This is a genomic window from Streptomyces sp. NPDC044704 (genome assembly GCF_056433525.1).
On sequence record NZ_JBWKGY010000050.1, the window covers coordinates 1 to 2,081 of the forward strand.

Here is a 2,081-nt window from a genome sequence, read left to right on the forward strand (position 1 = left end):
AAGACGACGGCGCGGGCGGTGGGGCGCAGGCGGGCCTGTTCCTCGAAGCGGTCGGTGAGCGTGGCCCCGCCGGTCTCCGTGCGGGTCCCGGTCCATGCCTCCAGGACCTGACGCCGCTCCGCCTCACCCAGCAACTCCAGCTCCGACACCCGTACGCCCGGCTCCCGCGCCGCCTGCTCCAGCGTCCGCCGCAGCATGCCGGCCATCCGCTCGACGGTGGCGTGCTCGTACAGGTCGGAGCTGTAGAGCACCGCGCCCGTCAGCCCCGAGCCCTCCTCGGCGTGCAGCAGGAACTCCAGGTCGAACTTGACCGCCCCCGTCGCCAGCGGCTCGGCCGCCCCCGCCCGCAGCCCCGGGAACTCCGGAACGGCCCGGGGACCGGACTCCAGGGCCAGACACACCTGGAACAGCGGATGCCGGGCCGGTGAGCGCGCCGGGTTCACGGCCTCCAGGACCAGGTCGAACGGAGCCTCCTGATGGGCGAAGGCATCCAGGTCGGCGGCCCGTACCCGGGCCAGCAACTCCCGGAACGCCGGATCCCCGGAGGTGTCCGTACGCAGCACCAGGGTGTTGACGAAGAACCCGACCAGCGCGTCCAGCGACTCCTGCGGCCGGCCCGCCACCGGAGATCCGAGCGGCAGGTCCGTACCCGCCCCCAGCCGGGTCAGCGTCGCGGCCAGGGCCGCCTGCACCACCATGAACGGCGTGCACCGCTCGGCCCGCGCCAGCTCCACCACCCCCCGGTACAGCTCGGCGCCGAAGTCCACCCGTACGACCCCGCCGCGCTGCCCGGCCACCGCCGGACGCGGCCGGTCGGGCAGCAGCCCCAGTTCCTCGGGGAGCCCCGCGAGCGCCGTCTTCCAGTAGGCGATCTGGGCGTCCAGCGCCTGCCCCGGACTCCCGGACCGCCCCGGACCCGTCAGGGCCGTGCGCTGCCAGAGCGCGAAGTCGGCGTACGCGGCCGGCAGCGGCGCCCATCCGGGTGCGCCACCGGCCAGGCGGGCGGCGTAGGCCAGGGACAGGTCCTCGAACAGGGGGAGCAGGGACTGCCCGTCGGTGGCGATGTGGTGCAGCAGGACCAGGAGGGTGTACCGCCCCGGCTCGCCGCACAACAAGGTGACGCGCAGCGGGTGTTCAGCCGCCAGGTCGAAGGAGTGCCGGGCGGCGTCGAGGAGTTCCGCCTCCAGGCGGTCCGCGTCGACGGTGCGCGACTCGAAGAAGTGCCCGGGGTGCGGATCGACGACCTGGTACGGGTCCCCGTCGGACGCGGTGACGAAGCGGGTCCGCAGCGGCTCGTGGCGGGCGGCGAGGTCCTCGAAGGCGGCGCGCAGCGCGGCGACGTCGGGCTCGCCCTCCAGCCGGACCGCCATGGGGACGTTGTAGGCGGCGCCCTTGCCCCAGCCCTTGTGCTGGTCCTCGCTCCCGGCTCCGGCGAGCGCGTCGACCAGCCACAGCCGCTGCTGGGCGAACGACAGGGGCAGCCGCTCGGGGCGCGGACCGTGCGGCGCGAGCGGCGGCAGCGCGGGCCGGGCGGACACGGCCTCGATCCGCCGGGTCAGCGCGGCAGGGGTGGGGTGCTGGAAGACGTCGCGGAGGGTGAGGGTGATGCCGAGGGTGGTGCCGATGCGGTGGGTGAGACGGGCGGCGAGGAGCGAGTGCCCGCCGTGCTCGAAGAAGTCGTCGTCCATCGACAGGGGCGCGGGGGCGCCCAGGACCTCCCCGACCAGCGCCCGTACGAGCTCCTCCGTCGCCGTACGCGGCCCGCGGCCCGCGCCGGCGGGGGCGGGCGGGACGTCCGGCAGGGCGGCCTTGTCGATCTTCCCGTTGGGGGTCAGCGGCAGCCGGTCCAGTACGACGAACCGGGCCGGGACCATGTGCTCCGGCAGGAGCGTCCGCAGCCAGCCGCGCAGGCCCTCCGGAGCCGGGACCTCGGGACTCCCGGGGGAGACCGTCACGTACGCGGTCAGCTGACCGCCGGAGTGGACCAGGGTGGCTTGGGTGATGTGGGGGTGGGTGGTGAGGGTGGTTTCGATTTCGGTGGGTTCGATGCGGAAGCCGCGGATTTTGATCTGGGTGTCGGT

The 2,081-nt window shown here is 74.6% G+C and carries 1 protein-coding gene; it reads right to left on the bottom strand.

Annotated elements, in window-relative coordinates; all coding sequences use genetic code 11:
- The coding region (locus tag AC07B0_RS40310; protein ID WP_478900601.1) for a condensation domain-containing protein at positions 1-2,081 on the bottom strand (2,081 nt) is incomplete at both ends.